The organism is Nitrosomonadales bacterium (assembly GCA_016716325.1).
In the GTDB taxonomy this organism is placed as follows: domain Bacteria; phylum Pseudomonadota; class Gammaproteobacteria; order Burkholderiales; family Gallionellaceae; genus Gallionella.
In genome coordinates, this window is sequence record JADJWO010000001.1 from 1,351,765 (window position 1) to 1,375,743 (window position 23,979).

Genomic DNA, 23,979 nt, shown 5'->3' on the forward strand with positions numbered 1-23,979 from the left:
AAGCAGATCAATCTTGTTGCGGATGGAACCACGCGAGTTTGTCGCGCAGCGTGACCACGCCGCCGACGATGATCAGCGTCGGCGCCTGCGGTTTCTCTTTTTCCGCGATGGCCGGCAGGGTCGCCAGCGTACCGGTGATGACGCGCTGGGTCGGCTGCGTGCCATGCTGCACGATGGCGATGGGTGTCGTTTCCGGCAGGCCGTGTTCGATGAGTTTGGCGCACAGGATATCCAGCCCGTGCAGGCCCATGTACACCACCACGGTCTGGCGCGGACGGGCGAGTTGCTCCCAGTCGAGGTTCATGGTGCCGTCCTTGAGGTGGCCGGTGACGAACACGCAGGCCTGCGCATGGTCGCGGTGCGTGAGCGGGATGCCAGCGTAGGACGCCACGCCGGAGGCGGCCGTGATGCCGGGCACCACCTGGAACGGGATGCCTTCCGCCGCCAGGGTCTCGATCTCCTCGCCGCCGCGCCCGAAGATGAACGGGTCGCCGCCCTTGAGGCGCAGCACGCGCTTGCCTTGCTTGGCCAGCCGCACCAGCAGCTCGTTGATCTCTTCCTGTTGCAGGGTATGGTCGTTGCGCTTCTTGCCGACGAAGATGCGCTCGGCATCACGGCGCGTCATGTCCACGATCGGCTTGGACACGAGGTTGTCGTACACCACCACGTCGGCCTTCTGCATCAGGCGCAGCGCGCGGAAAGTGAGCAGGTCCGGATCGCCGGGACCGGCGCCGACCAGATACACCTCTCCGCGCACGATGTTGTCCTCGTCGGCCAGCATCTGTTGGAGCATGGCTTCGGCAGCAGCCTCGTCGCCGGTCAGCACTTTTTCGGCGACCACGCCGTCGAACACGTTCTCCCAGAAGATGCGGCGCTTGGCGGGATTGGTGACCGACTGCTTCACCGCTTCGCGGAAGCGCTCGGCGAACGCGGCAAGTTTGCTGGTGTTCTGCGGGATGACCGTCTCCAGTTTGCCGCGCATCATGCGCGTCAGCACCGGCGAGGCGCCACCGCTGGAGAACGCCACCATCAGCGGCGAACGGTCGAGGATGGCCGGCATGATGAAGCTGCACAGCTCGGGATCGTCCACCACGTTGACCGGGATGTTGCGCGCCTGCGCCAGTTCGGACACCTGCCTGTTCACCGCACGGTCGTCGGTCGCGGCGATGACCAGCGTCACGCCCTCCAGATGTTGCGCTTCGAAACGGGCAAGGATCGCCTCGACGTTGTCCTGTACTTTCAGCTCTTCGCCGATCTCGGGAGCGACCACGCGCACCCGGGCGCCGGCCTCGAGCAGCACGCCTGCCTTGCGCGCACCGACGCTGCCGCCGCCCACGACCAGACAGAGTTTGTTTTTAATGTTTGCGAAAATCGGCAAAAAATCCATTCTTCATTCAACCCGTTGCATTGATCGTTCGTCTGGCTTCAACCCAATGAAACCCTCTTGCCCTCGAAAAGCGCGAAAGGGGAAGCGTGATTCTTTCGTGCCTTTCGTGCTTTTCGTGGACGGACATTTATTCCTTCACCGCCTTCAGGATCAGCGGCACCAGCGCCTCGGGCAGCTTGATCCTGCTGGACAGCGCAAACTCATGCGCATATTTCGACATCTTGTCCCAGGTCTTGCGGATGATGAGTATCCATTTCGCCTCGTCGTATTCCGGGTGCTGCGCCGCAAAACCGGTCATGTAGTGTTCGAGAAACACCAGGTCGACGACATCTTCCATCATCTGCGTCTCCGGATTGCTCTTGAGTTCTTTTTTGCCGACGACGGTCTTCACGCGCGCGATCATCCTGTCGTCGTAGCCCGCCTCCTGCATCAGCCTGCCTGCGGTCTCGGCGTGGAACTTGTACAGCGTGGTGCGCCACAGCATGTAGCCCTTCTTGTCCATCGGATAGTCGCTGCGCGGGATCTTCCAGCGCTGGATATGCTGCGCACGGCAGGCCAGCTTGACCGCCTCGGAGGCTTCCGGTGCAAAACGTTCCTGCATATCGGTCATGCGCTGCGCGTAGAGCAGCTCCTTGGGATACTCCCTGCCCTCAAAGACCTCCTTGTTCGGGTCTTCTGAATTGGCTTGGTCAAAGGCCGCAATGGCGGCCTGGTACAGACTGGAGTTCATAGCGTTTTCTCTTTCAGTGAAGTTGAGTCCGGGACTTCCCCCTTGCAGCGCCGGATGAATCCGACGAAGCGGGTCGCCCAGTAGCAGCTGCCGATGGTGCGAAGATGGGTGTATGACGCGAGCAGATTGTTGACGACCAGCCCGTCGCGTTCACCGTCGATGCCATAGCCGCGCTCGACATGGTAAGCGAAGCGGCTGTCCGCCGGAAGGTTCTCCAGCTTCGAGTAATGGAACTCGTGCGCACGAATCAAACAATTGTTTCTCACGTTCGCGCCCTCGCCCGCCGGAATTGAAAATTGCTCTTCTCGTTTGCCCCCTCTCCCGCTTGCGGGAGAGGATTGAGGAGAGGGCATTTCCGGGAGAGGGTTGGGGAGAGGGTTCGTTCTCGGTCGCGGCCACGGATGTTCCGCGTCTTCTTTCAGGTGGACATAACCGCGGCCGATCGGCCTGGCATGCATGGTCACCTCGCCGGGGATGGCGCCGACCATCTCGAAGGTGCGGCCTTCATGGGTAAGGCTGCGCGACAGGTACATCAGGCCGCCGCATTCGGCGTAGGCCGGCATGCCGCCGGCGATGGCCTGCCGGATCTCGTTGCGCAGGGAGGCATTGGCTTCGAGTTCGACGGCGCATGCCTCGGGAAAGCCGCCGCCGATGTACAAGCCATCCACCTGCGGCAGATGGGTGTCGTTCAGCGTATCGAAAGGCACCAGTTCCGCACCCGCCGCCTCCAGCGCATCCAGATCGTCCGCGTAATAGAAGCCGAAGGATCGGTCGCGCGCGACGGCGATGCGCACCTTGTTGCCGCAGGGCAACGGACTCACCATCGCAGGAAATTGAAGAACGTTTTTCGCGTTCGTCTCCTCGCCCGCTTGCGGGAGAGGATTGAGGAGAGGGTTTGAGTGGGGAATGGGCAGCGGTTCCTTGCGCGACAGGACGAGCAGTCTGTCCAGATCGACCTGCCCGGCGACGATCTCGCCGATCTGCCTGACCTTGGCGTTGGCGGCGATGGATTCGTTGGAAGGCATCAGGCCCAGATGACGTTCGACGATGGACAGGCGTTCGTCATGCTGGATCGCGCCGACCACCGGCACGTCGGTGTAATGTTCGATCACCTGGCGCAGTTTCGATTCGTGACGTTTGCCACCCAGATTGTTGAGGATCACCCCGGCGATGCGGATGTCCTTGTCGAACGCCTGGTAACCGAGGATCAGCGGCGCGATGCCGCGCGTCATGCCGCGCGCGTCGATCACCAGCACCACCGGCAGGTCGAGCAGCCTGGCCAGCGCGGCATTGCTGTTGCTGCCGTCCAGCGCGAGGCCGTCGTACAGCCCCTTGTTGCCCTCGACCAGATTCACTTCCGACGCATGGCGCGCGAAGGTCGCGATCACGTCGTCGTTTTCCATCAGGTACAGGTCGAGATTGCGGCAGGGATGTCCGGCGGCGAGGCTGAGCCACATCGGGTCGATGTAGTCCGGGCCTTTCTTGAACGGCTGCACGGCATGGCCGCGCGCGGCAAGCGCAGCACAGAGCCCGATGCTGACGGTGGTTTTGCCCGACGACTTGTGCGCCGCCGAAATCAGGAAACGGTTGCCCATGGTTGCAACCTCACTGGTGGTTAAACAGGGAAAACTATTTCTTCGGGGTCTCGTGCGGTACGAAATCCAGCACGCGGATGCCGATGGCCGTGATCAGGAAGGCGATCCCGACGCCGCCCATGCCGAGCAGGATCTCGGGCCACGACGGATGATAGGTGCCGATCTCGCCGTCACCAAAGGTGCTGCTGACCTCGAAACCGGGGAAGATGGATAGAGGGAATGCCTGTCCGCCGATGATGAAGACGTACAGAAGGCAGAACCCGCCGATGATAATGAGCAGCGATGCGACAGGCACGCGCTTGGACCTCTCAAATGCCGGCAGGAAGATCAGCGCCAGCGGGACGATATTGCCGATGAGGACGTAGCCGACCCAGAACAGCATCGTATAGATGCCGCCGTCCAGCAGGATGAAGCGCTCGAACTCCATCTGGCGTGCAAAATAGAGGTTGGTCAAATGATAGGTCGCCACAAAATACAGCGAGGCGAAGACGAATACGCCCATCAGGTTGCGCATGCGTTTCTGCACATACTCATCCAGGCTGAGATCGTTCCACGAATAGATCGCAGATTGCACGATGTGGAACACCGCCATGCCCCAGGCAAAGGAGATGACGATGAACATCGGCGGCAGGATCGCGGTACCGTAAGCCTGACGCGCAACAAGAAAGGAGAAGATCAGGCCGGTACCGGTGGTCAGCACGAAACGCCAGACGAACACGGCCAGTCCCGCCGGTTTCGACCACGGGTTCATGCGTTTTTCCATCATGACCCACAGATACACCGCCACCGCCGCAAACATGCCGGAATACAACAGCACATTCCACGCGAACACCGATTTCAGGTTGTAGTTCGTCGCGGCAATGATGATGCGGTCCGGCCTGCCCAGATCGAGCATCAGCACCGTCAGCCCGCCGGCCAGCATGGCGATGGAGAGCAGCCCGGCCAGCGGCGCGCGCGCCTTGTAGGCAGGCTTGTTGAACACCGAGCCGACGGAGGACACGTTGAGTACGCCGGATGCGGCGATGATCAGGAAGATGGCGAATACATGCGGCATGCCCCAGACGATCTGGTTGTTCATGCCGGTGATGATGTGGCCGTGATGCTCCATCTGATAAACGGCATACAGCCCCACCATGACCACCAGCGCACCCAGTGCGAGCAGGATGTAATAAAGCGGGCTTCTCAGTTTTGGCAAAGTGTAGCTGGACATTTATAGCCCCTGGTAACGAACGCCGGTATTCAGATTCAGATCGGCACGCACCTGCGTGGTGGAGACGCCGCGCAGTTTCTGCGCAATTTCGCTGTTTGCGTCGTTCAGATCACCGAACAGGATGGCCTTGTTCGTGCAAGCCTCGACACAGGCCGGTTGTTGCCCCTGGTCGATGCGGTGCACACACAACGTGCAGCTCTCCACCGTACCCTTGCCGCGCGGCACATCCGGGTTCTGGTCGTGCAGCGGCTCATGCACGAAGGAACGCGCCTTGTACGGGCAGGCCATCATGCAATAGCGGCAACCGATGCAGCGGTGTTTGTCCACCAGCACGATGCCGTCGGCACGTTTCATCGAGGCATTGGTCGGGCACACGTCCACGCAGGGAGGGTTCGCGCAGTGCTGGCACATCATGGGTAGCGACAGCTCGCGCCCGGTGCTGACGTCCTTGATCTCGATCTTGCGGATCCATTGCGAATCGGTCGGTTTGGTCTCGCCGGACAGGCCGTTCTCGCGGTTGCAGGCCGTGACGCAGTCGTTGCAACCCGGCTTGCACTGGTTGACGTCGATCAGCATGCCCCAGCGCACCTTGCCCGACGCGCCTTCCGTGTTGCCCTGCGCCACCTGGAACAGCAACATGCCCGGCGCGATCGCAACCGCCGCCGCGCCGACCGAGGTCTTCAGGAAATTGCGGCGCTGGATATCGATATCGCTCATTTCGCCTTCCTTTGCGCCAGCCATGCACTCTTGCGCTTGCCGGAGTGGCACTCGAAGCAATCGAGCTTCACCGCCTCGTATTTGTGGCAACCGACACAGAAGCTGTCATCGCGCGCGATCACGCTGTCGTCCTTGAGACTGGCATGGCACTCGATGCAGTTCTTCAGGCTGACCTTGTCGTCGCGCACACCCTTGCGCAACGTCTCATCGCGCTGGTGCTTGAGCAGGTGCATGTGGTTCTTGCGCATCCACTGCGTCTCTTTCACGCACTGCCCACCCTTGCCGATGTCCAGCTTCGGCGTGGTTTCAGCTGCCTGCGCAGGAGAAAAGAAAAAGAGCGTCAGCAGGATAAAAAACAATCTGGATGAAGCCTTGAAAAAGTCGGCGAGACGGATGCAGCGCAAGGCGTACGACGCACAGCGACCGAGACATACCATGAAGGTAGTCGAGGAAGCGAGCATCGCACAACGCAGCGATGCGCCGTCGCAGACACTTTCACAAGGTTTCATCACTCGCCCAGTCCCATCTGGATGTATCCCGTCGGACACACATCGGCGCAAATATGGCACCCGATGCACCTGTCATAGTTGGTCGCGACGTAGCGCCCGAGCGTCGCCTCGTTCTTCTTGACGCGGTACACGGCGGTCTGAGGGCAATACACCACGCAGTTGTCGCACTCGAAACACATGCCGCAGCTCATGCAGCGCTTGGCTTCCGCGACGGCCTGTTCCTGGTTGAGCGGAACCAGACGCTCCTCGAAATTGCCCAGTGCGCTTTCCTTGTCCAGCGTGACGATCTCGCGCTGGTTGCGCGACGTGTAGCCGAAATGCCCGAGGAACAGCTTGTCGTGCGGAATGATGTAACGGTCGGAACGGTTGTCGAAATTGTGCACCGCGACGTTGGTATCGCAGGTGCCGCGCAGGGGCTCCTTGGCATCCTCGATCTTGAGGCCCTTCTCGATCATCTTGCGCATCAGGTCGAACTGGTGCGCATCGATCTTCGGGCGCTTCTCCAGGTCCCTGCCGAGCAGGAAGTTGTGGATGCCGTCGGCAGCGATGGAGCCGTGGCCGATGGCGGTGGTCAGCAGGTGCGGACGGATCACGTCGCCGCCGGCGAACACGCCCGGCTGTCCCGCCACCACATAGTTGCGGTCTGTCGATACGGCGCCCTTGCCGTTGTTGAACTCCTCCAGCCCGGTGAAATCCACCGCCTGGCCGATCGCCGAAACGATCAGGTCGGCCTCGATGTCCTGCTCGCTGCCTTCGACGTTCTTGATCTCCAAGCGACCGCCGGCGAATTTGGCCTCGCACTGCATCACGCGCAGCGCAGTGGCACGGCCTCCGGCGTCGCGAACGATGCCGACCGGCACGAGGCTGCCGCGGATGTGGATGCCTTCCGCCAGCGCCTGCTCGATCTCGTGCTTGTTGGCCTGCATCTTGTCGATGTCGAATACCGAGGTCAGCGTCACTTCCGCGCCCTGTTTGGCCGAGATATCCGCCACGTCGTGTGCCATGCGCCCGGCAATGGCCAGTTCCGCATCGGTCGGTTTGGCGTGTTCGATATGGCCGAGACGGCGCGCCACGGTCGCCACGTCGATGGAGGTGTCGCCGCCGCCGACCACCACCACGCGCTTGCCGACATGCTGCAGGCGTCCGTCGTTGAATGCCTTCAGGAAAGCCGTCGCCGTCACGACATTGGGCGCTTCGGCATCGGCGATCGGCAACGCGCGGCCCGCCTGTGCGCCCATGCCCAAGAACACCGCATCGAACTCCTTGCGGATCTGTTCCATGGTGATGTCCTTGCCGACGTGACACTTCAAACGAGTCTTCACACCCAGATCAAGGATGCGCCGGATCTCCGCGTCCAGCACGTCACGCGGGGTACGGAAACCGGGGATGCCATAGCGCATCATGCCGCCCAGGTGCTCATGTTCGTCGAAGATGGTGACTTCGTGGCCCTTCATGGCCAGTTGATAGGCGCAGGACAGGCCCGCCGGACCGCCGCCGAGGATGGCGACCTTCTTGCCGGTCGCCGGCGCAGCCTGGTTATATTTCAGGTTGTTGGCGATGGCGTACTCGCCGAGGAAATGTTCCACCGAGTTGATGCCGACGTGGTCTTCCACTTCGTTGCGGTTACAACCCGTCTCGCACGGGGCCGGGCACACGCGGCCCATCACGGACGGGAACGGGTTGGCCTCGGTCAGCCGGCGCCAGGCGTATTCCTGCCACGGCATGACGGGTTTGCCGTCCGCACCATTGGGTACCTTCTCGGTCCCGCGCACGATAGCCAGGTAACCGCGGATGTCCTCACCCGCCGGACAACTGCCCTGGCAGGGCGGCGTGGACTGGATATAGGTCGGGCATTTGTAGGAATAGCTGGCCTGAAAGATCTTCTCGTTCAGGCGGCGCACCTTGCTGTCGCCATCCTTGTAGCGGCGGAAGGTGAGCTTCTGCGGGGTATCGGTTATTGCTGACATATCGTCCTGCCTCCAGTAAGTTCCTATTTGTCACCCAGTCTGATCGCGTTGCTGACCAGCTGATGTATCCCCCCCACCATTTTGCGGTCGAAACCATAAGCGGGAGCCACTTTGCTAAATTGCGTCTTGCAGATGGCACAGATCAGTGCCAGGAAATTCACTTGTTCATCATCGACGACCTGTTTCAGGGCTTCCATACGCGGCAGCGCGCCCTTCACCCTCAGGTCCATCAGGTCGTCCGTCAGCAGACCGCCGCCACCACCGCAACAGTAGGTGCGCTCGCGCGTGGTGTTCGGATCCATCTCGACGAAGTTGTGCGCGGCCGCCTTGATCAGATTGCGCGGGATCTCGAACTGGCCGCCCGCGAAATCTCCCATGCGGGAACCGCGTGCCACGTTGCAGGAATCGTGGAAGGTGATGATGTGCTTGTCGTTCGCTTCCCTGTCCAGCGTGATCGCGTTGCGCTCCACCAGATCGAGGGTGAATTCGCAGATGTGGGTCGGCTGTCTGTAACGATGGTCGAGTTGTTTCTGCAACATCTGGGCAAAGCGGTCGGTTTCGTCCGCACCGCTGCCGACACCAGACAAAGTGTTCCAGAAGCTGTAGGCGACGCGCCATGCGTGGCCGCACTCGCCGACGACGATACGTTTCACCCCCAGTTCCAGCGCAGCTTGGCGGATGCGCAACGCGACCTGGCGCAATTGTTCGTAGCTGCCGATGAACATGCCGAAGTTGGCGCCTTCCGATGCCATGGATGAAAGCGTCCAGCTGGTGCCCGAGGCATGGAACACCTTGGCATAACCGATCAGGCTGTCGATGTGCGGTTCGGCAAAGAAATCGGCTGACGGCGTGATGAGCAATACTTCCGCACCCTTCACATCCAGCGGAAAGCGCACGTCGATGCCGGTATCGTCCTTGACATCCTCTTCCAGTCCTTCCAGCGTGTCGCGCAATGCCGGCTCGGGCAGGCCGAGGTTGTTGCCGATCTTGTGGACCTTGGCGATGATCTCGTTGGAATACTTCTGTCCCATGCCGACCGTGGCGAGTATCTCGCGTGCCGCCATGGTGATTTCGGCGGTGTCGATGCCATACGGGCAGAACACCGAGCAACGCCGGCACTCGGAACACTGGTGGTAGTAGTTGTACCACTCGTCCAGCACTTCGCGCGTCAGGTCGCGCGCGCCGACCAGTTTGGGGAAGTATTTGCCGGCGAAAGTGAAATAGCGGCGATACACGCTGCGCATCAGATCCTGGCGCGCGACCGGCATGTTCTTGGGATCCTGGGTGCCGATGAAGTAGTGGCACTTGTCCGAACAGGCTCCGCAATGGACGCAGGCATCCATATAGACCTGCAACGAACGGAACTTGCCGAGCAGTTCGCCCATCTTGGCGATGGCCTTGTCGTGCCAGTCGTCCACCAGCTTGCCGGGATAGCCCAGTGCCTCCTGCATCTTCTCGTTGGCGAGGTACGGGCCCTTGCCTTCCATCGAACCCGGTTTCAATGCCGGAACAATGGGGATGACACGGAACGGGGGTGCGGTGACGTCCGCCATTTAGAGCGTACCCATGCTAATGACACAACTGCGACGGAGGTGTGTTGGGATGCCATCCGCGAAGCAAGATGTGACGTAGTGCAAGCCACTACAAGCGGCTTGCGACAAAGGAGGACGCCCAAATCGCCCCCGTCCCGAAGGGTTGATGCGAGAAGACCGCGTCTGCGGTGTTTCAAACCTTGCGAATGGAACGACCATTCGCTGCGGTCTGTGCCTTGCATCCACAGCCTTCTCGTAACAACGCAGATGTGAAATCAGTATTGGCACGCTCTAGCTCTCCGATTCCATTTGCTTCGCCCAGGACGAGATGTGGCGCTTTTCGCGCGGATCGTCTTTCTGGTTGCGAGTCGGCGAAAAAAACACTCCTGGCGCATGCAACAGTTTGCTGATGGGGAAGATCGCCAGGAGCGCCACAACCAACAACAGGTGCAGGAGCAGTAACGCGTCCGTCGGCAGGGGCTGGACGCTGAAATGCATCAATCCCCGGAAGAAGCCTTTCACCGCGACCACATCGGTATGCACGACGAACTGCATCAGCAGGCCGGACACTGCGATCGCAATGAGCAACAGCAACATCAAATGATCGGACGGTGTGGAGATATAGCGGATGCGTTCGACGAACAACCGCCGCCCCCACAACCCGCACAGTCCGAGCAGCATGGTGATCCCCGCGTAAATGCCGAACGGCTGGATGAACGCCACCCAGCCCCACACCGGTTCGGTGAAATAGCGCAGGTGGCGCAACGTAACCAGCGCCAGGCTGGCATGGAACAACCAGCCCAGTCCCCACGTCCACAGGTTCGCCTTGAACAGGCTCTCGAAGAACACCACTTCGCGCGTCATCCGCAACACCACGCCGCCGGTCGAGATCGGTGCGGGTGTCGTGGGAATCTTCAACGGCGCGGGCGTGCCGATGTAGATACGGATGCGATGCGCCAGCCCGACGACGAACAGCAGGGTCGCAAGGTAGAACAGGATCGCGAAGACGATGCTCATAGCTCAGGAACCGGGACGATTAGGATTCAGGGGTTTGGATCCGGGTTCTGGGATTCGGGCTCTGCAAAATCCTCAATCCCAGATCCCAGATCCTGCCTTATCAGACGCAACCGGTCGGCTTCGGCAATCCGGCGATCTTGCACGCCTGCTTGCCCGGACCATAAGGGAACAGACCGTACAGATATTCGCTGTTGCCCTTGTCGGCACCCAGCTTCTTGCCGATCGCCTTGGTCAGCACGCGCACTGCCGGCGCGATCTGGTATTCCTCGAAATATTCGCGCAGGAAGTCGATCACTTCCCAGTGCTGGTCGGTCATCTCGATGCTCTCGGTCTGCGCGATGTATTCCGCCACTTCCTTGTTCCAGTCGGCCAGATTGATCAGGTAACCTTCTTCATCGGTTTCGTAAGATTTGCCGCCCACTTCGATAGCCATCGTAATTTCTCCTTATAAAATTGGTTACACAACTACTGCTTTCTTGCTTAAGGGAAGTCTTCCCTGCTCCCCGCCCCCGGCCCGCAAACGGACAAGGGTGCAAAATACGCGCCGCGCGCCCCTGACCTACAGCCAGGACTGGCAGCTCTTATTGTTCGCGGCGAGCTCGACGAAACCGCTGTAATCCACCGGCGACACCCCGTCCATCAGGCGGTCGGCCAGGCCGCGCGCCTCCAGGTCGGGTTGCAGCACATAAACCTTGAATCTCCCCATCGCTTCGCGCAGTTTTTCTTCGTACGCGCTGCCGCCCGTCGCGCCATAGACCGCGTCCTCGATCAGCAATATCTCGCCCGATTGTGCGACCCGCAGGCAACTGTCCAGCGCATTGCTGGATAGCGGGGATTTGTTGACGATATGTAGCATTGGCATTCCCCTTCAGAAACTCAGGACCACGTCCTGTTCGTCCATCAGCGCGCCCATCTCGGCCCGGGTGAGCACGGTGACATCCACCAGCAGGTCTTCCTCGACGATCCCGCGCGCTTCGAGCGATTCCTTCTCGACATACAGCTTCTCGATGTCGTAGCCCTCCAGCGCACGGTACGCCGGCGAGAAGTTCTTGGTCTCGATACCCTTGGTCTGCTGGCCCTTCTTCAACTGGTACACGCCATCGTCCAGAAAAGCCAGCGAGACATCCTGGTCGAACGCGGCAGTGATCAGCACCACCTCCAGGGATTCCAGCGCGTAGATCGTGCCATAGGGCGCCTTGCGGTTCACGAACATGAATTTTTTCATTTCACTCATCCCGTTCTCCTCAATCGCCGAAGGTGACCAGACGGTCACACTTGATGCCCGCTTCCACCAGCTGGCCCAGACCGGAGATGCGGAAACCCTGAGCCAGATTCTCTTCCTTGATGCCGCGGCGCAGCGCAGCCGCCACGCACACCACCAGGTCGACTTTGTGCTCTTCCGCCAGCTTGGCCCAGCGATTGACGATATGGCGGTCGTCCTGCGGCGGCTCGGTCAGTTTGGAGGCGTTGTTGACGCCGTCGTGATAGAAGAATACGCGCCATACCTCGTGCCCCCCGGCGATGGCAGCCTTGGCGAACAGATAGGCCGAATCGCTGGCTTGGTGCTGGTACGGCCCCTCGTTGACGACAATTCCGAATTTCATGCGGCCACCTCGCTCAGAAACGAATGTGCGTCGAAGCGTTCAGGTTGGCACGCGAACCGCGCCAATCGTCGATCAGGTACTTGGTGAACGGCAGTCCGGTCTTCTCGAAGAAGCGCGGCCAACCGATACGGTCGATCCAGTCCGCCATGCGCTCCCATGGACGGGCGTCCTCCTTGTAGACGTGCAGGATGTTCTTCACCACCTCGGCCACTTCGGGCCAGCGCGGCGCGTTGTTCGGCAGGCCGGACGCGACCATCTTCATGAAGGTCGGCTTGCCGCGCGCATTGGAGTTCTTGCCGCCCACCCAGATCGCCAGCTTGGAATATTCCGGATCGTTGATCTGCATCGGCGGGCACGGGGGATAACAAGCGCCGCAGCACATACATTTGGACTCGTCGATCTCCAGTGAAGGCTTGCCATTGACCATCGCGGGGCGGATCGCCGCGACCGGGCAGCGCGCCACCACCGCAGGGCGTTCGCACACGTTGGCAACCAGTTCATGGTTGATCTTCGGCGGCTTGGTATGCTGCACGATGATGGCCAGGTCGGCCTGTCCGCCGCAGTTGATCTCGCAGCAGGAAGTGGACAGGTGCACGCGGTTGGGCATCTCTTCGCGCTTGAACTCCTCGTACAGCTCGTCCATCAGCGCCTTCACCACGCCCGAGGCATCGGTGCCGGGAATGTCGCAATGCAGCCATCCCTGAGTATGCGCGATCATGGTCACGGAATTGCCGGTGCCGCCGACCGGGAAGCCGCTCTTCTCCAGTTCGGCGATCAGCGGATCGACCTTCTTCTCGTCCGAGACGATGTACTCGATGTTGGAACGGATGGTGAAACGCACGCGGCCTTCGGCGAACTGGTCGGCGATGTCGCACAGCTTGCGGATGGTGTACACATCCATCTGGCGCTGGGTACCGGCACGCACCGACCACACTTCGTCGCCACTGTGCGATACATGGTGCAGCACACCGGGACGCGGACGGTCATGGTAGCGCCAGTTGCCATAGTTCTTCAGCAACGCAGGGTGCAGGTACTGCGTGTTCTCCGGCACGCCGGTCTCTTTGGGCTTGCGCTTTGCGGCGGGTTTCTCGGCTTGAACGGCTTGATTCATTCTCTCTCTCCAGAGTTAGAAAATTCGCATAGCGATTCGTTTGCCTCCTCTCCCGCTTGCGGGGGAGGATTGAGGAGGGGGAAACGAGCAATCGCGAGATTCATTGTCAGATAATTCTATTTATTGCTCGTTAGGCGGCTTGCTTCTTGGCTTTGATCTTGGCGACCTCATCGTCCCATCCGTCGGTGCGGACATAGGGATTCATGCGCGGCGAACTGATCATCGCGGGATCGGCGTCGATCTCCATCGCATCGAGGAAAGTGGCCAGACCGATGCGCTCGATCATCTCGCCGGTGCGTTCGTGCTCCAGCGCGTTCTCGGCGAAGAAATCGATGGTGCGCTGCGCGAAATCGACCAGCTTCTCCACATCCTCGTCGCTATCCAGCTTCATGAACGGGATCAGCACGGTGCCCATCAGACCGCCGATCTTCAGGTGGCTCTTGCCGCCGACGAGGATGGTCGCGCCCTTGTCCTTGCCGGGCGCCAGCGCGCCGGTCATCACGTTGATGCAGTGCATGCAGCGCACGCAATCCTGGTTGTCGATCTCGACCGCATGGGTGTCGCTCACCGCCACGCTGGAGATGTGCTCGCCCTTCCTGACCTTGCCGATCTCCTTGAGCTGGAAGGTCTTGGTCGGGCAGCGCGCCACCACGTCGTTCACCAGTTCGTCCATGCCGTGCTTGGCGAACCATTTCTTCGCCAGCCCCTCGTCGGTGCGGATGTTGTCGCGCCAGGTGCCGATCACGGCCATGTCGGCGCGCTGCACCGAATTCATGCAGTCGTTCGGGCAACCGGAGAACTTGAACTTGAACTTGTACGGCAGCGAAGGGCGGTGGATGTCGTCAAGAAAGGTGTTCAGCACCGCGCGGTGCGCCTTGGCTTCGTTGTAGCAGGACTGTTCGCAACGTGCGGCGCCCACGCAGGACATCGAGGTGCGTACTGCCGGACCGGCTCCGCCGAGGTCGAAACCCATCTCGTTGATCTCGTCGAATGCCTTCTGCACATTGTCGGTGGTCGCGCCCTGGAACATGATGTCGCCGGACTGTCCGTGGAAAGCGATCAGGCCCGAGCCGTATTTTTCCCAGATGTCGCAGAACTTGCGCAGGGTGTCAGTATCGTAGTGCATGCCGGGCGGCGGCATCACGCGCAGCGTGTGGAATTCTGCGGCATCCTTGAACTTGGGCGTGCCGTCCTCGTTCTTCAGCTCGGTGAAGCGCGGGATCACACCACCGCCGTAACCGAACACGCCGACCGTGCCGCCCTTCCAGTACCCTTTTTTGGTCTTGTAGGATTCTTCCAGCTGCCCCAGCAGGTCGACCACATAATCCTTATCCTTGGCCAGATCCTTCAGGCCGGTCACGAAACTGGGCCACGGGCCATCCTCGAGCTTGTCGAGGTTCGGGGTATCATGCATTTTCTTAGCCATAATTTTCCTTTCAGTCACGTCGCCCTGGTTCAGACTGCAGGCAAACGATTCAATGGCCCGGCAGAAGCGGGCGGTAGTGAGCGGTTCCGACTCCAGAACGTACCCGGAGAACGACCTCACCGATTATTCAAATTGGTGACGCATGGTACGGTGCATCCCCTGACGATTCCATCACCCTTAGCGGCTATCTTCAATAACCCTTATGGGTGGGGGCTCGGCTGCCACTGGCAGTATTCCAATTCACTCGCCATTGGCGATAGACTGGCGTCCCGCATCATCAAGTCAGGATGCCTGACAGGATGGTGCGTTTTGCCCGAACGACTGGAGAGCATGATGGCGCAAATCACTGCATTGGGAAAGATCAGGGTTCCCCTGGGCGGACAGGAGATCGACCTGCAGCAGATCGACCACGTCGAGGGCGGTATGAGTCTGCTGCGCATCCGCATCCGCGAAGGCAAGCGCTTCACCATCTTCGATATCGATCCGGCCACGGCACAGCAATGGGCGGACATGATGCAGCATTGGGCCACCCCCCGTGAACGGACGAACGATGGCCCATAGCGCGCCCGACATGATCGACATGGTTTTTGGGCTGGAAGGCGGGATGCTTTCCGGCGATTACCCCTTCGCGCTGTGGGCAGCACTGGCTGCACGACTTCCCGCTCTGGCGGAAGACGAACATGTCGGCGTGCTGCCCCTGCACCTTTCGGCAAGCAGCGAGGGGATGTTGCTCACCGGGCGGTCCCGGCTGTCGCTGAGATTGCCGACAGCGCTGACAGATGTGGCGCGCGCCTTATCGGGGCAGCAACTCGACATCCCCGGAGCCACCCTGCGGCTGGGCGACTGCAAGGCGCGCGCGATCCAGCCACACCCGACACTGCATGCGCAACTGGTCGCATGCGCGGACGACGAAATAGTCTTCATGGACAGCATCCAGGCACAACTGGCCGGGATGGGCGTCGCCGGAAAGATGATCTGCGGCAGGCGGCGCACCCTTGCCGGCTTGCAACAGACGATACAGGGCTACAGCCTGGTGCTGCACGACCTGTCTCCGGATGCTTCGTTGCGGGTGCAGTCTGCCGGCATGGGCGAGGCACGCCGCTTCGGCTGCGGATTTTTCGTGCCCCACAAGGTCATTTCGGATCTGGAATGACGATGGGGATGGTTCTTTCAATCTTTAGCGAGGAGGATATGCAATGGGACACCTGATTGCCGGCAATGAACTTGAAACCGATGGCGACGGCTATCTGCTGGAACCGGACTATAGCGAGGAGTCAGTCCATGTGATCGCCGCCGCCGAGGGCATCGAACTGACGCCCAAGCACTGGGAGGTCATCAACTATCTGCGCAACGAATACCGCGAACACGGCCACACCCCGAACTTTCGCAACATGCTGAAGGGGATCAATGAATTCTGGCCGGAAGCTGACAGCAAAGCGCTGTATGATTTATTCCCGACCGGCCCGGCGAAACAAGGGGCAAAAGTGGCCGGCCTGCCGCAGCCGTACGGCAAGGGCGGATATTGAAACCGTTGCGCGCACGATAGAACCGCGCGCCAGAAAACAACAGGGAGTCCAAAAATATGAGCCACCAAGATCTTCACGCCAACGTGACACTGGATATGCGCGGCCTGAGTTGCCCGGCACCGTTGCTGGGCGCCAAGCGCGTGATAAACGACCTGAAGAACGGGCAGGTCATGCTGCTGCTTTCCGATTGCCCCGGTACCCAGGACGACCTTTTTGCCTGGGCTGAACAGACACACAACCAGATATCGAAGACCGTATCGATGCCGGACGGCGGCACGGGCTATTACATCACCAGGGGCAAGGACGAAACGAGGACGGCCAACGTGGTGCTCGACATCCGCGGCGTGACCTGCCCAGGGCCCATCGTCGAAGCCAAGAAACTGCTGAACGGCATGCATTCGGGCGAGGTGCTCAAGCTGATCAGCAATTGTCCCGGCATCCATTCCGACATCGCCGGCTGGGCCAGCATGACTGGCGTGAAGATCCTCGAAACCACCGAAGTGTCTGCAGGCGAATACGAGTTCTACCTGCAAAAGGGCTGAGCTTCCCCGTCATGCGCATCAAGAGCCACTGGTTCAAGGACGGTCGCGAACGTTCCCCGCGCGAGATCTCGGATGCACTGGCCTTCGTCGTGTCACGCATCGCCGACAACGCACTGAAGAACACCCGCAAGGCGGATTTCGAGATCGAGGTCGGCGCGCAGTATCTCGACTTCCTTGCCGAGTTCCTGTTGTTCTTGGTCCTGGTCGCGGATCGCATCGCGTATCGTGAACTTTCCGCAGAGGATCGCACCGCCTTCACCGGCAACCTTGCGAACCGCGTGGGCGAGATCTATGCCGAGAACCGCAGCCGCCTGCTGGATGACGACCTGAAGCACTGCAAACAGCGTTTCATCGACCTGCTCAACCTGCGTGCCGATGAATACTCCGGTTTCGGCTATGACGAGGACGGCCCGGATTATGCCTTCTACCGCTATCTCGCCTGGTGCATCGGCGAGACCATGAACGATGCGGATCGTATCTGGATTACTGATCAGATGATCAGCATCGAGGCACCGGAAGCGGTGCGCATGGTGGAAAAGACCTTGCGCGACCTGACCGACGCCGAACCGCGTCCGGGACACCGGCGTGCTACCGGCAGGGATTGAGATGCCCGACGCCTTCGACCTGCACGAAACCGAAAGCTATCTGCGCTGGCGTGAACGGAAGCTTGTCGTCGCGCCGCGCTCCCTTGACGAACTCATCGTCGAAGTGCGCGACCCGCGCGCGCTCCTGCCGTCCGAACATGGCGCACTGATGGAACGCATCCGGCGCTGCAACATGGCCATCTACGCCAGTCCGATGCATGATGCGGACACGCAGATACCGCGCCTGCTTGGAAGGCAGTTCGGCCTGGAACGCCTCGACGCCAACTGGCTGGCCGGCGAGGACGGCATTTCCGAGATACGCGTGTTCGATGGCGGCACGCGCAAGCACTACATCCCGTATACCGACAAGCCGATCAAATGGCACACCGACGGCTATTACAATCCGCCGGAACGCACGATACGCGCGATGGTGCTGCACTGCATACACGACGCAGCGAACGGCGGCGACAACCGCCTGATGGACCACGAGATGGCCTACCTGCTGTTGCGCGATGCAGACCCCGCGCATGTCCGCGCCCTGATGCAGGCGGACGCGATGACCATCCCGGAACGGGTGGACGAGACCGACGGCGTGCGCGCCGCGCAGAGCGGCCCGGTGTTCTCGCTGGATGGCTCCGGCAATCTGCACATGCGCTACACCGCCCGCACCCGCAGCATCGAATGGAAACAGGATGCCGCAACCCTGGCGGCCGTCGCGGCACTGGAAAGCCTGCTGGCGGCGGAGGAAAATCCGCATGTCTTCCATGCCCGGCTCGGACCCGGCATGGGTCTGCTGTGCAACAACGTACTGCACGACCGTGCCGCGTTCAGCGACGATTCCGCCCATCCACGCCTGCTGTACCGCGCCCGCTATTACGATCGCATCGCCACTCCGTAAACGCGGCGTGCACAACAAATAAAAACGGCCAGACTAGCTGGCCGTTTTGGTTCTTCCGTGAAGTGGATCCTAGAAGCGATGGCTATACATCAACTGCCAGTTCAGCTGGCTGTGGTCGATGGTGTAGCCGCCCGCTGCCGCCGGGGCTGTCACGGTCACCTTGGGTGCATAGGAAAGCGACACGTTCAGGTCGGACACCTTGTCGAAAGCATAGCCGGCACCAACGGTATAGTGGTTCTTGATGGTGGCTGGGAACAACGGGTTGACGGTATTGTCCGGCACCGGATTGCTGGACAGATTCGTGCCGGCACGCAAAATCAGCGCATCGGAAGTCCTGTATGCAACGCCGATGTTGAACACGTCCTGATCCTTCCAGTTCTGCGGCATCTTCATGTCCATATTGATGCCGCCCATGTCCGCGCTGCTGAAAGTCATGTGGAAGTCCTTCATGACCTTGGCCCAGCCGATCCGCTTGTAATCGACTGCGATCAACAGATCATCGGTCGCCTGCAAGGCCATCCCGAAACCATAATTTTCCGGGAACTGGAAATTGACGACACTGATATTGCCGTTCAGCGTATAGGTCGTGCCGGCCGGTCCGATGGAGCCCGCATTGTCTATCAGCTGCATCTGCGCGCCACCGGTCGTCATATCGCCGATGCTGGTCTTGGAATGATACGTGGCACCCAATGTCAACTGGTCGCTGACCTTGTAGGTCATGCCCAGCTTACCCGCCCAGCCGGTCGAGTTGGCCTTGCCGGTGAACGCGCTGCCATCCGTGAAGTTGAAATACCCGATGTTGGTCGCGCCGCCGAGGAATGGGGGCAGTGCCGCTGCAGCAGCGCCCGTTGCCGTCAGGTTGCCGCCGGCTGCCAGCGCGCCCATTTGTGCGGTAGTCATCGCCATCTGCAGGTCCATTCCGCCCCAGACAAGATCCAGCGACCCGGCAATAGTCAGGTCAGGAGTCACATCGTAGGAAAGGGGCACGATCACATTGCCCACGCTCACTTCGGAACGGCTCGGTTTGCCGGAACCGGCGCCCACCCAGTCGTTGGCCGTGTATTCCGTCCCCATGCCGCCCACCGCGAACATGCCCACGCCATAGGCCAGCGCACCTTCTTTCTTGCTCCAGCCGACTGCCGGCATGTAGTAGCCAGTACCGCCGGACTTGGCGTCCGGCATGGTTGGCATCTTTGAGGTGATGCTCGGATGCAGGCCGCCCAATGCGACATCCAGACGGTTGGTGCCGTCCTTCATCAACCCCAGTGTTGCCGGGTTGTTCGCCATCGCCGCATTACCGTTGTCGTACGCCATGGATGCGCCGCCCATGCCCGTGGCAATAGGACCATAACCTTCCATAAACATACCGTTGGTCGCATTCGCCAACGGCGACGCCATTATGCCGGCAGCAAACAGCGAAACGACAATCTTGTTCACTCTCATGTGATTCTCCCTGGGTGTTTGTATGAACAACTTAAAAAAACAAGGCCAATGATGCTAAGACTTGGCATTGTACTGCACGATCGGAATAATTTGCGTCACAGACAATGCGTCAGACAAACAGGCAGATGTCAGTCTCGCCCGCAAAGCCCATGAAGGTTGTCGCGCCGCCGTATTCCACGTTGTCGATGAATTCGCTCTTGTCGAACTCGAACAGATCGACTGTCATCTGGCAGGCGATGAACTTCACATCCGCCTCCAGGCACAGGTCGCGCAGTTCCTCCAGCGATGCGACGCCATGTTTGGCCAGTTTCTGCTTCATCATCATGGTGGCCATGGACTCCATGCCGGGCAGCATCTGCACCATCACCGGCATCGGTACCGGCATCGGCATGGCCGGGTTTGCCAGCGGGCTGATCTTCACGTCGGACAGATCCTTGCGCAGCAACTGCAGGCCGTAGAAAGTGAAGAACACCTGCACTTCGTAACCGAGTGCCGCTGCGGTCGAAGCCAGGATGAACGGCGGATACGCCATGTCCAGCGTGCCCTTGGTGGCGATGATCGCCATTCTTTTGGTTGTCATATCAGATCTCCGTGCGAGTTGTCGTTCCGGTCAAAAAATGCAGGTCATTTCTTCTGCATGAAGAAAATATACTTGCCGCCCTCTTCTGCCTGTTCGAGCAGGGGGTTGCCGGTCTGGTCGGCGAACGCCTGCATGTCCTTGATCGAGCCGCAATCGGTGGAGATCATCTTGAGCACTTGACCCGAGGTCATCTCGGCAAGCGCCTTTTTCGTCTTCAGGATGGGCAGCGGGCACGACAGGCCGCTGGCGTCATATTCTTTATCGAAATTCATGTTGCCTCCTTTAGGTAAAACATAAAGACCGCACTCGACGGTTCGTCAAGCGCAATCGAACATAATTGCCGCCATTATAAGAACAATCTGCCAATCAGCGTCCATAACCATGAAGGGGTGCCTGAATAACCCATTAGGGTTATCCACTATCCACTCGTTCAAAGATCACCGTTGCTGGCCGCCAGCATCATATCCTTGAGGTGGGACATGATGCGTTCCGCTTCCTTGCGGGTTGCGACGGGCAGCCTCTTGAACATCGCCGGATCCATGAACATGGAGATCACCCAGCGCTTTCCCTGCATGTCTTCTAGCAGGGCGATGCGGCAAGGCATGAAGGCGATGGTGGACGGATCCGCCTCGATCATCTTCAAGGCAGTCGTGGCATCGCAGAAACTGAAAATCTCCATGCGTTTTGCCGGCTTTCCGGTCAACGCCTCGATCTCCTTGTAGAGCGGGCTGGCCCCGACGAACTTGATGTTGTGCTGGTTCGCCCTGAGCTTGAGCGACTCGGTCGCATCTTCGAAGCTGACGGCATCCTGTATCTGGATACGTGCGATCTGCACTTTCATGGTGGAGATGGAGAGTTTGTCCTGAGCGGATACCCAGGAAGAAAAGACAAGCAGTAGTACGGACAGGAGGAACTGGAAGCGTGTCATGTCGATTTTTCTCACATGTCAGAAATGAACAAGGCATCCGCCCGTTGCCGGGGGATGCCTTGGTAGTGGATCACAGCAGAACGTCGTTCAGGATGTTCTTCAACCAGTAGGCGGCGAATGCCCCCTCCAATTCAGACCGCTTGGCTGACACGCCACCGCCTTCTGCAGAGACCATAGCCTGCTTCTCGGCATTGAAGTGATAGACGTTCGCCACGTGCATCGCTTCGATGTCGCTCACCATGCTGTAGCAGGTGTTGGCGATGATCGGATGTTGATCCGGCTGCTTGCCCTGCATCAGTTCGATGATGGCCGCCGCGCAGATCTTGGCCTGCGAGGTCGCCATATGTCCCGACTTGGGCAGCGCGGCAGAGACCGCGTCGCCAATGACGTGGATGTTGCCATGCACCCTGGAGGTGTAGCTCAGGAAGTCCACCCCGCACCAGCGCGCATCCACGTTGGCTACGCCGGCCATATCGGCCAGCACGCCGGAACGCATCGGCGGGATCACGTTCAGCACATCCGCCTTCACATCCTCGAACTCGGTCCTGGCTGTTTTGGTCGCCGCATCGACGCCAAGGACCATGGCGTTCGGACGATATTCCACCATGCCCGGATAGAGCTCGTTCCAGGCTGCCATGAACAAGCCCTTCTTCGAGGTGATATCCGGATTCGCGTCCAGAACCAGCACCTTGGACTTGGGCTTGTTCTGCTTCAGGTAGTGAGCGATCTGGCAAGCACGCTCATAAGGGCCCGGCGGGCAGCGATAGGGGCCTTTTGGAATGGAAATCGCCACGACGCCACCGTCCTGCATCGATTCCAGTTGCTTGCGCAACATGACGGTCTGCGCCCCGGCCTTCCATGCATGCGGGATACTCTCTTCCGCCACTTTGGCATCGAGCCCCTCGATCTTGTCGAACATGAAATCCACGCCCGGAGCGATGACAAGGCGGTCATATTTCAGGTGCCCCCTCTCCAGCATGACCGTCTGCTTCTCGACATCGATGGCGTTGACTTCGCCCTTGATGAGCTTGACGCCGTACTTCTTCTCCAAGGTGTCGTAGCTCAGGGTCAGATCCTCGATCTTGCGACTACCCCCCAGTACCGTATTGCTCATTGGACAGGAGATGAACAGCGGATTGCGCTCGACCAGCACCACTTCGATCTTGTTGTTGCTCCACTTGCGGATGTACTTGGCGGCTGTGGCACCACCGAAACCGCCACCGACCACGACCACGCGCAATCCCTTCTTTCTGACAAGTTCGCTCGATGCGAACGCCAACCCGGGGAATGCGCCGATCACGATCCCTGCCGCGCTGGCCTTGATGAAATCCCGACGACTGAATGTCATGATGTGCTCCTCTGATTAGTTATGGGTTAGCGGCGCTTCTGGGCTGCGAAGAAATCGGCGAGTATGCCGATCTCCTCATCCGAATAGCCCTTCGCGTGCTGGTGCATCACCGTGGCGGGACGTGCACCGGATTTGAAATCCTTCATCTGCGCAACGAAGAGCGCCTTGTCCATGCCGGCCAGAACCGGCATCCCCCCTTCGCTGTATCCATCGGTGCCATGACAGGCGGAACAGGAAGCGGCGATGTTGCGCGAGTGTTTGTCCGCATCGGCATGGGCCATCGCGCCCAGCGACAGACCGATGACAAGAATCAGCAATCGAAATAACTTCATTGTGCGACCCTCCCTTTTAATAATGATGGAATACACGTCACCCCTCCGCCTTTCGGCGGCATTGCCCTGCCACGGTCAGTCGATGACCGTTTGATCCTCGCGACTGTCACCCCGATTGTCGGTCCAGGCAACAGACACCCTCTCCCCTTTGTTTCCGCCCTGGAAGCGGAAGATCAGGTAGGGATTCTTGGAGACCGACGTGCCGAACTGGCCAGACAGGACAGTGCGTCCCTGATGCTTGACCTGCATGTCGGTGATATACCAGGCGGGCACGAGATTGCCGGCTTCGTCCTTGCGACGGCCATTCTCCATCTCGTGTTGCATCATCAAACGGACCTCGGTAAGGCCGTCCTTCGCGGTGGCACGTATCCGGGTCGGGTTGGACATCAGCACCCCCCCTGATTCACTTTGACTTCCTTGCCGGCACGGTAGAACTTGCCCCCTGCCTTGACCAGAACGATCACGCTGGAAGTCTGCGCCATGCGGATGCGGGTGGTCAGGAAGGCGGGTGTACCAGACGGTATGGTGAAATTCGCCACCAGCATGGTGGGATTCTTGTCTACCAGAATGGATATCTGTGAGACGCCGGCAAGCGAGGTTTCGATGGTGACGGGAACCAGCGCGCCATTCTCTGCCACATCGGGCGCGGTCAGACCGACCAGAGAGCTTTGCTCGGCGAGGAACCCCCCAAGCGCATCCAGCGCTTCATCCAGATTCTTGGTGTCGAACACGGTACGCTTGAGCTCTTCGGCCGAGGCGGATGCGGGGAACAACCCCAGTGTCGCAAACAGGCCAACGAGGCCGAGACCGCCCGCAGTCTTCAACAGACTGCGTCGCTGCAGATCCGCCATCTCTGAACTTGCGTGCATCCAGCCCCCTCCCATGAATGGATCAAAGCTCGTGCGATTGGATATTACTTGATGCCAGATAGTCCATAACCCTTTTGGGTTATGCGGCAATCATGCACTACTCGACCCGCCGAACACAAGCGGA

General features: G+C 59.9%; 29 protein-coding genes. 6 read left to right on the forward strand and 23 right to left on the reverse strand.

The window, feature by feature from the left end; genetic code table 11:
* Window positions 1–7: 7 nt before the first annotated feature.
* From cobA to dsrA, 15 genes are all read right to left on the reverse strand, one after another.
* Window positions 8–1,387 (reverse strand): uroporphyrinogen-III C-methyltransferase, encoded by a 1,380-nt coding sequence (gene cobA / locus IPM27_06435; GenBank protein ID MBK9161186.1) that lies wholly within the window; start codon window positions 1,385–1,387, stop codon window positions 8–10.
* Between the two features lie 127 nt (window positions 1,388–1,514).
* A complete protein-coding gene (locus IPM27_06440) occupies window positions 1,515–2,117 on the reverse strand; it encodes a DUF4202 domain-containing protein (protein ID MBK9161187.1) in 603 nt (200 codons plus the stop codon).
* Window positions 2,114–3,712: a cobyrinate a,c-diamide synthase gene (locus IPM27_06445; protein MBK9161188.1), complete on the reverse strand. Its 1,599-nt coding sequence runs from the start codon at window positions 3,710–3,712 to the stop codon at window positions 2,114–2,116. The genes IPM27_06440 and IPM27_06445 overlap by 4 nt, the downstream gene beginning before the upstream one ends.
* A 34-nt stretch (window positions 3,713–3,746) precedes the next feature.
* The gene (gene nrfD, locus IPM27_06450; GenBank protein ID MBK9161189.1) at window positions 3,747–4,922 is read right to left on the reverse strand and encodes a polysulfide reductase NrfD; all 1,176 of its coding nucleotides are present in this window, start codon (window positions 4,920–4,922) and stop codon (window positions 3,747–3,749) included.
* Window positions 4,923–5,639: a 4Fe-4S dicluster domain-containing protein gene (locus tag IPM27_06455; protein MBK9161190.1), complete on the reverse strand. Its 717-nt coding sequence runs from the start codon at window positions 5,637–5,639 to the stop codon at window positions 4,923–4,925. It lies immediately after the preceding gene.
* A complete protein-coding gene (locus IPM27_06460) occupies window positions 5,636–6,148 on the reverse strand; it encodes a hypothetical protein (protein MBK9161191.1) in 513 nt (170 codons plus the stop codon). The genes IPM27_06455 and IPM27_06460 overlap by 4 nt, the downstream gene beginning before the upstream one ends.
* Entirely contained in the window at window positions 6,148–8,115 is a 1,968-nt protein-coding gene (locus tag IPM27_06465) for an NAD(P)-binding protein (protein MBK9161192.1), read from the reverse strand. The genes IPM27_06460 and IPM27_06465 overlap by 1 nt, the downstream gene beginning before the upstream one ends.
* 23 nt (window positions 8,116–8,138) lie before the next feature.
* On the reverse strand, window positions 8,139–9,668 hold the full coding sequence (locus IPM27_06470; protein MBK9161193.1) for a (Fe-S)-binding protein: 1,530 nt from the start codon (window positions 9,666–9,668) through the stop codon (window positions 8,139–8,141).
* Window positions 9,669–9,938: 270 nt separating this feature from the next.
* Window positions 9,939–10,664, reverse strand: coding sequence for a respiratory nitrate reductase subunit gamma (locus IPM27_06475; protein MBK9161194.1), 726 nt, complete (start codon window positions 10,662–10,664; stop codon window positions 9,939–9,941).
* A gap of 100 nt (window positions 10,665–10,764) precedes the next feature.
* A complete protein-coding gene (locus IPM27_06480) occupies window positions 10,765–11,097 on the reverse strand; it encodes a TusE/DsrC/DsvC family sulfur relay protein (GenBank protein ID MBK9161195.1) in 333 nt (110 codons plus the stop codon).
* 126 nt (window positions 11,098–11,223) lie between these two features.
* On the reverse strand, window positions 11,224–11,520 hold the full coding sequence (dsrH, locus tag IPM27_06485) for a sulfurtransferase complex subunit TusB (GenBank protein ID MBK9161196.1): 297 nt from the start codon (window positions 11,518–11,520) through the stop codon (window positions 11,224–11,226).
* Window positions 11,521–11,532: 12 nt separating this feature from the next.
* Window positions 11,533–11,898 (reverse strand): sulfurtransferase complex subunit TusC, encoded by a 366-nt coding sequence (gene tusC, locus IPM27_06490; protein ID MBK9161197.1) that lies wholly within the window; start codon window positions 11,896–11,898, stop codon window positions 11,533–11,535.
* A 10-nt stretch (window positions 11,899–11,908) separates the two neighbouring features.
* Window positions 11,909–12,268, reverse strand: a complete 360-nt coding sequence (gene tusD, locus IPM27_06495) for a sulfurtransferase complex subunit TusD (GenBank protein ID MBK9161198.1) — start codon at window positions 12,266–12,268, stop codon at window positions 11,909–11,911.
* Window positions 12,269–12,281: 13 nt separating this feature from the next.
* Entirely contained in the window at window positions 12,282–13,379 is a 1,098-nt protein-coding gene (gene dsrB, locus IPM27_06500) for a dissimilatory-type sulfite reductase subunit beta (GenBank protein ID MBK9161199.1), read from the reverse strand.
* Between the two features lie 130 nt (window positions 13,380–13,509).
* Complete coding sequence (gene dsrA, locus IPM27_06505) at window positions 13,510–14,805, reverse strand: dissimilatory-type sulfite reductase subunit alpha (protein MBK9161200.1); 1,296 nt, start codon at window positions 14,803–14,805, stop codon at window positions 13,510–13,512.
* 333 nt (window positions 14,806–15,138) lie between these two features.
* On the opposite strand from dsrA, the gene IPM27_06510 reads away from it, so the two are divergent.
* The 6 genes from IPM27_06510 to IPM27_06535 are packed head-to-tail and all read left to right on the forward strand — an operon-like array spanning window position 15,139 to window position 18,355.
* Window positions 15,139–15,366, forward strand: coding sequence for a hypothetical protein (locus IPM27_06510; protein MBK9161201.1), 228 nt, complete (start codon window positions 15,139–15,141; stop codon window positions 15,364–15,366).
* A complete protein-coding gene (gene cas6 / locus IPM27_06515; protein ID MBK9161202.1) occupies window positions 15,356–15,958 on the forward strand; it encodes a type I-MYXAN CRISPR-associated protein Cas6/Cmx6 in 603 nt (200 codons plus the stop codon). The genes IPM27_06510 and cas6 overlap by 11 nt, the downstream gene beginning before the upstream one ends.
* A 43-nt stretch (window positions 15,959–16,001) precedes the next feature.
* A complete protein-coding gene (locus IPM27_06520) occupies window positions 16,002–16,331 on the forward strand; it encodes a TusE/DsrC/DsvC family sulfur relay protein (protein ID MBK9161203.1) in 330 nt (109 codons plus the stop codon).
* A gap of 56 nt (window positions 16,332–16,387) precedes the next feature.
* Window positions 16,388–16,873, forward strand: a complete 486-nt coding sequence (locus tag IPM27_06525) for a sulfurtransferase TusA family protein (protein MBK9161204.1) — start codon at window positions 16,388–16,390, stop codon at window positions 16,871–16,873.
* An 11-nt stretch (window positions 16,874–16,884) separates the two neighbouring features.
* Entirely contained in the window at window positions 16,885–17,478 is a 594-nt protein-coding gene (locus IPM27_06530; protein ID MBK9161205.1) for a hypothetical protein, read from the forward strand.
* Between the two features lies 1 nt (window position 17,479).
* Window positions 17,480–18,355 carry a TauD/TfdA family dioxygenase gene (locus IPM27_06535; GenBank protein MBK9161206.1) on the forward strand — a complete coding sequence of 292 codons (876 nt, stop codon included), beginning with the start codon at window positions 17,480–17,482 and terminating at the stop codon, window positions 18,353–18,355.
* A 69-nt stretch (window positions 18,356–18,424) separates the two neighbouring features.
* Here the strand turns inward: IPM27_06535 and IPM27_06540 are convergent, their stop codons facing one another.
* From IPM27_06540 to soxY, 8 genes are all read right to left on the reverse strand, one after another.
* Window positions 18,425–19,798, reverse strand: a complete 1,374-nt coding sequence (locus IPM27_06540) for an outer membrane protein transport protein (protein MBK9161207.1) — start codon at window positions 19,796–19,798, stop codon at window positions 18,425–18,427.
* A 109-nt stretch (window positions 19,799–19,907) separates the two neighbouring features.
* Window positions 19,908–20,378, reverse strand: a complete 471-nt coding sequence (locus tag IPM27_06545) for a DsrE/DsrF/DrsH-like family protein (protein ID MBK9161208.1) — start codon at window positions 20,376–20,378, stop codon at window positions 19,908–19,910.
* Between the two features lie 44 nt (window positions 20,379–20,422).
* The gene (locus tag IPM27_06550; protein ID MBK9161209.1) at window positions 20,423–20,650 is read right to left on the reverse strand and encodes a sulfurtransferase TusA family protein; all 228 of its coding nucleotides are present in this window, start codon (window positions 20,648–20,650) and stop codon (window positions 20,423–20,425) included.
* Between the two features lie 158 nt (window positions 20,651–20,808).
* Window positions 20,809–21,306 (reverse strand): DUF302 domain-containing protein, encoded by a 498-nt coding sequence (locus tag IPM27_06555; protein ID MBK9161210.1) that lies wholly within the window; start codon window positions 21,304–21,306, stop codon window positions 20,809–20,811.
* 70 nt (window positions 21,307–21,376) lie between these two features.
* Window positions 21,377–22,654, reverse strand: a complete 1,278-nt coding sequence (locus IPM27_06560) for an FAD-dependent oxidoreductase (GenBank protein MBK9161211.1) — start codon at window positions 22,652–22,654, stop codon at window positions 21,377–21,379.
* A gap of 26 nt (window positions 22,655–22,680) precedes the next feature.
* A complete protein-coding gene (locus tag IPM27_06565; protein MBK9161212.1) occupies window positions 22,681–22,986 on the reverse strand; it encodes a class I cytochrome c in 306 nt (101 codons plus the stop codon).
* 75 nt (window positions 22,987–23,061) lie between these two features.
* Window positions 23,062–23,373, reverse strand: a complete 312-nt coding sequence (soxZ, locus tag IPM27_06570; GenBank protein ID MBK9161213.1) for a thiosulfate oxidation carrier complex protein SoxZ — start codon at window positions 23,371–23,373, stop codon at window positions 23,062–23,064.
* Window positions 23,373–23,855 (reverse strand): thiosulfate oxidation carrier protein SoxY, encoded by a 483-nt coding sequence (soxY, locus tag IPM27_06575; protein MBK9161214.1) that lies wholly within the window; start codon window positions 23,853–23,855, stop codon window positions 23,373–23,375. Before soxY ends, soxZ begins: the two co-directional genes overlap by 1 nt.
* Between the last annotated feature and the right edge of the window lie 124 nt (window positions 23,856–23,979).

Excerpts from the sequence above, each read along its gene's own strand:
- IPM27_06470 (MBK9161193.1), bottom strand. The coding sequence starts at position 9,668 with ATGGCGGACGTCACCGCACCCCCGTTCCGTGTCATCCCCATTGTTCCG.
- IPM27_06525 (MBK9161204.1), top strand. The coding sequence starts at position 16,388 with ATGAGCCACCAAGATCTTCACGCCAACGTGACACTGGATATGCGCGGC.
- IPM27_06445 (MBK9161188.1), bottom strand. The coding sequence starts at position 3,712 with ATGGGCAACCGTTTCCTGATTTCGGCGGCGCACAAGTCGTCGGGCAAA.
- tusD (MBK9161198.1), bottom strand. The coding sequence starts at position 12,268 with ATGAAATTCGGAATTGTCGTCAACGAGGGGCCGTACCAGCACCAAGCC.
- soxY (MBK9161214.1), bottom strand. The coding sequence starts at position 23,855 with ATGCACGCAAGTTCAGAGATGGCGGATCTGCAGCGACGCAGTCTGTTG.
- IPM27_06475 (MBK9161194.1), bottom strand. The coding sequence starts at position 10,664 with ATGAGCATCGTCTTCGCGATCCTGTTCTACCTTGCGACCCTGCTGTTC.
- tusC (MBK9161197.1), bottom strand. The coding sequence starts at position 11,898 with ATGAGTGAAATGAAAAAATTCATGTTCGTGAACCGCAAGGCGCCCTAT.
- cobA (MBK9161186.1), bottom strand. The coding sequence starts at position 1,387 with ATGGATTTTTTGCCGATTTTCGCAAACATTAAAAACAAACTCTGTCTG.
- IPM27_06565 (MBK9161212.1), bottom strand. The coding sequence starts at position 22,986 with ATGAAGTTATTTCGATTGCTGATTCTTGTCATCGGTCTGTCGCTGGGC.
- soxZ (MBK9161213.1), bottom strand. The coding sequence starts at position 23,373 with ATGTCCAACCCGACCCGGATACGTGCCACCGCGAAGGACGGCCTTACC.
- IPM27_06455 (MBK9161190.1), bottom strand. The coding sequence starts at position 5,639 with ATGAGCGATATCGATATCCAGCGCCGCAATTTCCTGAAGACCTCGGTC.
- dsrA (MBK9161200.1), bottom strand. The coding sequence starts at position 14,805 with ATGGCTAAGAAAATGCATGATACCCCGAACCTCGACAAGCTCGAGGAT.
- IPM27_06520 (MBK9161203.1), top strand. The coding sequence starts at position 16,002 with ATGGGACACCTGATTGCCGGCAATGAACTTGAAACCGATGGCGACGGC.
- IPM27_06545 (MBK9161208.1), bottom strand. The coding sequence starts at position 20,378 with ATGACAACCAAAAGAATGGCGATCATCGCCACCAAGGGCACGCTGGAC.
- IPM27_06530 (MBK9161205.1), top strand. The coding sequence starts at position 16,885 with ATGCGCATCAAGAGCCACTGGTTCAAGGACGGTCGCGAACGTTCCCCG.
- IPM27_06555 (MBK9161210.1), bottom strand. The coding sequence starts at position 21,306 with ATGACACGCTTCCAGTTCCTCCTGTCCGTACTACTGCTTGTCTTTTCT.
- IPM27_06535 (MBK9161206.1), top strand. The coding sequence starts at position 17,480 with ATGCCCGACGCCTTCGACCTGCACGAAACCGAAAGCTATCTGCGCTGG.
- IPM27_06480 (MBK9161195.1), bottom strand. The coding sequence starts at position 11,097 with ATGGCTATCGAAGTGGGCGGCAAATCTTACGAAACCGATGAAGAAGGT.
- dsrH (MBK9161196.1), bottom strand. The coding sequence starts at position 11,520 with ATGCTACATATCGTCAACAAATCCCCGCTATCCAGCAATGCGCTGGAC.
- nrfD (MBK9161189.1), bottom strand. The coding sequence starts at position 4,922 with ATGTCCAGCTACACTTTGCCAAAACTGAGAAGCCCGCTTTATTACATC.
- IPM27_06560 (MBK9161211.1), bottom strand. The coding sequence starts at position 22,654 with ATGACATTCAGTCGTCGGGATTTCATCAAGGCCAGCGCGGCAGGGATC.
- IPM27_06460 (MBK9161191.1), bottom strand. The coding sequence starts at position 6,148 with ATGAAACCTTGTGAAAGTGTCTGCGACGGCGCATCGCTGCGTTGTGCG.
- IPM27_06465 (MBK9161192.1), bottom strand. The coding sequence starts at position 8,115 with ATGTCAGCAATAACCGATACCCCGCAGAAGCTCACCTTCCGCCGCTAC.
- IPM27_06540 (MBK9161207.1), bottom strand. The coding sequence starts at position 19,798 with ATGAGAGTGAACAAGATTGTCGTTTCGCTGTTTGCTGCCGGCATAATG.
- cas6 (MBK9161202.1), top strand. The coding sequence starts at position 15,356 with ATGGCCCATAGCGCGCCCGACATGATCGACATGGTTTTTGGGCTGGAA.
- IPM27_06550 (MBK9161209.1), bottom strand. The coding sequence starts at position 20,650 with ATGAATTTCGATAAAGAATATGACGCCAGCGGCCTGTCGTGCCCGCTG.
- dsrB (MBK9161199.1), bottom strand. The coding sequence starts at position 13,379 with ATGAATCAAGCCGTTCAAGCCGAGAAACCCGCCGCAAAGCGCAAGCCC.
- IPM27_06510 (MBK9161201.1), top strand. The coding sequence starts at position 15,139 with ATGGCGCAAATCACTGCATTGGGAAAGATCAGGGTTCCCCTGGGCGGA.
- IPM27_06440 (MBK9161187.1), bottom strand. The coding sequence starts at position 2,117 with ATGAACTCCAGTCTGTACCAGGCCGCCATTGCGGCCTTTGACCAAGCC.